The organism is Paenibacillus sp. P4_A7 (genome assembly GCF_056402455.1).
In genome coordinates this window covers 1-1,983 of record NZ_JBFUHJ010000689.1, presented here as the reverse complement: position 1 = coordinate 1,983, position 1,983 = coordinate 1, and the positions used below count along the sequence as shown (strand labels likewise).

The 1,983-nt window shown below is 41.5% G+C and carries 3 protein-coding genes; 1 reads left to right on the top strand and 2 read right to left on the bottom strand.

Annotated features, from left to right (window positions below):
- Window positions 1-428 (top strand): LOG family protein (locus AC1DWN_RS32980; protein WP_477563058.1); only part of this gene is annotated, 428 nt, incomplete at its 5' end.
- Window positions 429-526: 98 nt separating this feature from the next.
- Here the strand turns inward: AC1DWN_RS32980 and AC1DWN_RS32975 are convergent.
- Together AC1DWN_RS32975 and AC1DWN_RS32970 are read right to left on the bottom strand one after the other, a co-directional pair.
- Window positions 527-1,141 (bottom strand): YqaA family protein, encoded by a 615-nt coding sequence (locus AC1DWN_RS32975; RefSeq protein ID WP_477563057.1) that lies wholly within the window; start codon window positions 1,139-1,141, stop codon window positions 527-529.
- A 347-nt stretch (window positions 1,142-1,488) separates the two neighbouring features.
- The coding region (locus AC1DWN_RS32970; protein WP_477563056.1) for a malic enzyme-like NAD(P)-binding protein at window positions 1,489-1,983 on the bottom strand (495 nt) is incomplete at its 5' end.

The window sequence follows — 1,983 nt, the reverse complement described above, 5'->3', positions numbered from 1 at the left end:
ATGTTGTTATGCAGGGCGGCGGCGAAGTAGTCGGTGTCATGCCCAAAGGTTTATTTAAAGGTGAAATGGTGCACAGAGATATTACTCAATTAATTGAAGTGGATGATATGCATGCGCGTAAAGCTAAAATGGCAGAACTTGCAGATGGATACATAGCGCTGCCTGGCGGGCTTGGAACGTATGAAGAGCTTTTTGAAGCTCTATGCTGGTCACAGATAGGTATACATTCTAAACCAATAGGGGTTCTCAATGTCAGAAATTATTTTAATCCCTTAATGAATCTGATTAATCACAGTATAAGTGAAGGATTTTCTAATTCATCTCATTTAAGTCTTATTAATATTTCAAGTGAACCTGCTGAGCTCTTGCAGCTAATGGAAAGTTATGTTCCCCGAACACTGGAGCAAAAGTGGAAGCAGCTTATTTAATAAACAAGTGAAATGAAAAATGGATAGGCTGTCAGGAAAATACCTGTTAGCCTATCCATTTTTATGTTTATTATAAACGTGAAGTCTGTATTCGTTAATTAGATTGTAGTTGTTTCTGATGCTTTCGCGTCAGTCTCATTGGAAAGCAGCTCTTGTTTTATGCGTTTTCTTCTGCGAATGAGAAGGAATATGACAATAAGGGGTACAGCAACGATGAAAATATATAAGGAGACATTTTTCACCATGCCTTCTGCAGCCCGACCATAGGAATAAAATAAAAGACCGACAATATAAAACTTGAGACCGCGTCCAATAGCTGCATATCCGATCAACCGCCATAACGGGAAGTTTAAACAGCCGGATAGAATCGTAAATACTTTAAACGGAATAGGTGTAAATGAACCAATTAAGATAGCGGCTTCGCCGTTTTTTTGAAATTTTTCTGTTGCGGTATCGATCCATTCTTTTTTTAGAAACTTGTAGAGAACCTTTTTGCCCATTACTTTTCCAAGATAATACCCCACTGGAGTACCGAGCATACAAGCGATATATCCAACTGTAGCTAACCATAATGCTGTAGAAGGGTTCAAAATACTTAACGATACTTGAAGGAAAAAAGCAGGAATTGGGAAAATAATTGCATCGAAAAAAGAATGGATGAACAATCCCATGGGTCCGAATTTCTCTAAAAAATCTATTACCGCTTGAAACATTAACAGGCTCCTTTTCCGTCAACTATCTGCACATAAAGCCTGCTCAACAACTACTGCAAAAGCGGGAACATACCCTTTATATGCTTATCTATGTAATTTTTCGCTAAAAAAGCGCAAAAAAAGTAAGATAGTTTATTATATCATATCTAATACGGTAAAAAGGAATGACAAGTGTCATATGTTTTGTAAAAAGTTATTTAGCAGCAAGATAAGCGTTATGTTTGGTACGGTACCAGCATTGAGTTGGAGTCTTTTTGTAATGAAGTGGGTAGAAGTCGGTACTAGACGAAGTAAGTTCAGTACCGACGCGCTTTCGCATAAACGGGGCTAAAATAGCTATAGTATCTTTACTCTCGTATCTGGCGGCGGGATACGCCGCTTTGCACTGCGGCTTGGATGACGCGCCGGCGAACTTCTTCAACAACACGGGTGTTGAAGACGCTTGGCACGATATACATAGCGTTCAACTCGTCGTCACCGATGACTGAAGCAATAGCTTCTGCTGCTGCAAGCTTCATTTCCTCATTAATCGTTGTAGCGCGGCTATCAAGCGCTCCGCGGAAAATACCAGGAAAGCAGAGGACATTATTTATCTGATTCGGGTAATCAGACCGTCCCGTCGCGAATACAGCAACAATGTCCTCTACAAGCTCAGGTCGAATCTCTGGTTCAGGATTAGCCATCGCGAAGACAATAGGTTCTGGGGCCATGGATTCGATGTGTGCTCGAGTCAAAATGCCGCCTGCTGACACGCCGATGAATACATCTGCGCCTTGCAGTGCGTCAGCAAGACTACCGCTGCTCCGCTGCGTGTTAGTGTGCTCCGCATACCACTGCCACAT

Coding starts and splice junctions, on each gene's coding strand:
- AC1DWN_RS32975 (WP_477563057.1), bottom strand. CDS start 1,141: ATGTTTCAAGCGGTAATAGATTTTTTAGAGAAATTCGGACCCATGGGA.